At 32.1% G+C, this 2,655-nt stretch carries 1 protein-coding gene and 1 pseudogene; one reads left to right on the top strand and one right to left on the bottom strand.

Annotated features, from left to right (window positions below; all coding sequences use genetic code 11):
- Nucleotides 1–401: 401 nt before the first annotated feature.
- Nucleotides 402–680 (top strand): annotated as a pseudogene (locus tag JCM21738_RS21480) (tyrosine-type recombinase/integrase); the annotation flags it as partial.
- A gap of 1,200 nt (nt 681–1,880) precedes the next feature.
- Here the strand turns inward: JCM21738_RS21480 and JCM21738_RS21475 are convergent.
- The coding region (locus tag JCM21738_RS21475; protein ID WP_023613836.1) for a cell wall-binding repeat-containing protein at nt 1,881–2,655 on the bottom strand (775 nt) is incomplete at its 5' end.

Below are 2,655 nucleotides of genomic sequence, written 5' to 3'. Positions count from 1 at the left end.
AATTATATAATCAGAACATAACTTTGAAAAATATAATTGAGGTACTACCCCAAGGGGAAAAGTCTACCATCTTGAAGGCTTATTAGAACTTTTGCATTCCAAAAACAACTGGCTTTAATCTGAGGCGGGAACTCTACTTTATTTATTTCTGAATTCCACAATTATATTACTTTGACCGTTACTTCTTAAGCTCAATAACATGCGTGAAATCAAAGTTCCTCCTATAACAATCTTCTTTTTCGCCGACTTTCTTCCAGTGGATTCTTCAGATTACTTCCTTTTATCGCTATTTAGCGATAATCAATGGCAATATAAGTGTCTATATCCTTGATTGGTATGGGTTTGGGCATTTTTTTATAATACGTATTTTGCGATAAGAAGGATTAACGTCTATAAAGGGTGACGAGGAATACCTATTTAAGATTAGGGAAGGTCAGAATAAGCCGATTGGAAGAAGTATGGCCTACAAGATTTTAAGGAAAGCTGCAGAGCATTTCGGACTCGAGGAGATCGGCACCCATACACTCAGAAAAACATTTGGTTAGCATTTCTACAATCAAACCAAGGACGTGGCCATGCTGCAGGAAATCTTTAACCACAGTTCACCACAGATAACACTGCGCTATATTGGAGTCAACCAGGATAGTATGGATAAAGCCATGAGAAGATTTAAAATATAGTTCACTATTAAAAAATGATGAGGTAACTTAAGGATGAACTCAACATTTGCAACAAAGCTTCCATAGCATATTGTCATGGGGCAATTTAAGTATATTGGACAAAGTGGTAAAGACAAGGTTGCCAAGATGAATGTATCTTTGTAGATGTAGGATTAGAAATTTTCATCCTACTACTATTTTGATAATAATAAGGAAAGAATGTCACTTAGAGGATTTTTAACGAAAAAATGTTTATTATTTTGGAGTTAGACTGAATTGACAAATTGACCTTGTATAGGGGGGAGGTTATAATGGAAAGTAGGTGATAACCAAAATAAATACAAGCACTTAGAGTAGCAGTATTTTTAGTAACCCCTCATAATCTATTGTACCTTGCCGTAGAGAGTGTCTTTAAAACAGGAGTGTAGTAAGAATGATAGTTCTAATTTATGACTTATTGTCAGAGGCCTATAGTAGTTTAAAAAACAAGTTTAACATTAATGAGTTGCCATTATGTTAAGAAAAAAACTCGTAAGTACTTTAATACCTACCATAATAACTAGTATCTTATCTATTTTTTCAATGGTAATGCCAGTAGTTTTTGCAGGTGCTGTTATATATTCACTAATTGCCAATCCCATTTCTAAGAAAAATGAGAGGCATGTATTTTTAAATTATTTAATTCAAAGTTCGTTTTATATATTATCGGGTATTTTAGGATGGGAGATTTATACCTATTTTTTCTTCAATGATTTCTATTTTTCAAATATTCATATTCCAGCTTTGTTTTCTTTTTTGTACTACAACATTTTATTAATTCAGAATAGATATATAGGCTAATTATTGATACTTAAAATCCCTCTGGAACCAACTCAGAATATACAAATTTTAATTGGGCATTATCAGTGGCGATCTTCGGGACATACAACTGATAATACCTTCTTCTTTAGAAATTTTTGATATTAGGAGGAAGACATATAATTGAAAGATGTAACTGCCTTGAGTCCGAAAGAGTGAATATAATATCTGATACCCATTTTTCTTGTAATTATTAATATGAAATAATGGACTATACAAACTTTTTGACAGATCATTCTTAAAGAAAAAGAAAAAACACCCTAGTTTCTTAGGTAGCATATACCTATTCCAACTTAAGGTGTTTTTTCTTTTCTATTTCTAGGATTATTACAATTATTAAGATTGAGCTTCTTTTTTAGCTAATTAGGGCCACATAGAACCTATTCTCTGATCTTCACTATTGTACGCATTAGCAGAAATTTGAGACGAATCTCCATAGAAAATAACATTAGCCCCTCCATAACTACTAAAAAAGGACGATAAATTTGGACTGAATTCAGTTGAATCCATAATTAAAAGAGTACCCTCTTTGAACATAGCCATTTCTGCTGCTGCAAACAACTGATAGGAACTATTACTTCTCGTAACCGTATTTAAGCTATTTTGAAAGTTGAATTTCTCTATGAAATTTATATTTCTTTGTTCACTTGTAGTTCCAGTAATCCTTTCAACATCTGCATACTGTTTTAAAGTAGTTTCTACAGTAGAAGATATTTTTGTTGTATCACCAATAATATAAATGTTGCTTAAATTTGTATAACTACTTAATAGACTTTGCAATTCTGGAGAAATGGTTGATTGATTATTTAATATAATTGGTGTTCTCGTCTTTGCACCATATACACTAGCTATTGCAGAGTCTACTGATGAAGTCGAATTAACAATTATTATTGAATTGCTGTCAATATCCAATATCCTTTGGGCAATCGACTGGCTTAACTGCTCTGGAGTTGTCCAACTTATTCTTTCAATATTTTTGATATTCAAACCCTGTAATTCTGTTTCAACTGTAGAACCAACCTTTTCAGTACTTCCCAGAATAATAGCATTTGCTGGAGCTAATTTCTGAATTGCTGATTTTGTATCTGTTGTTAACAATGTAGAATCTGTTAATAATATAGGTGCAGATGTTAAGTTT

Origin of the sequence: Mesobacillus boroniphilus JCM 21738, from assembly GCF_000517385.1 — a bacterium.
Classification (GTDB): domain Bacteria; phylum Bacillota; class Bacilli; order Bacillales; family Cytobacillaceae; genus Mesobacillus; species Mesobacillus boroniphilus.
Note: the sequence above shows the minus strand (reverse complement) of the source record. Positions and strands in the feature narration are given on the sequence as shown.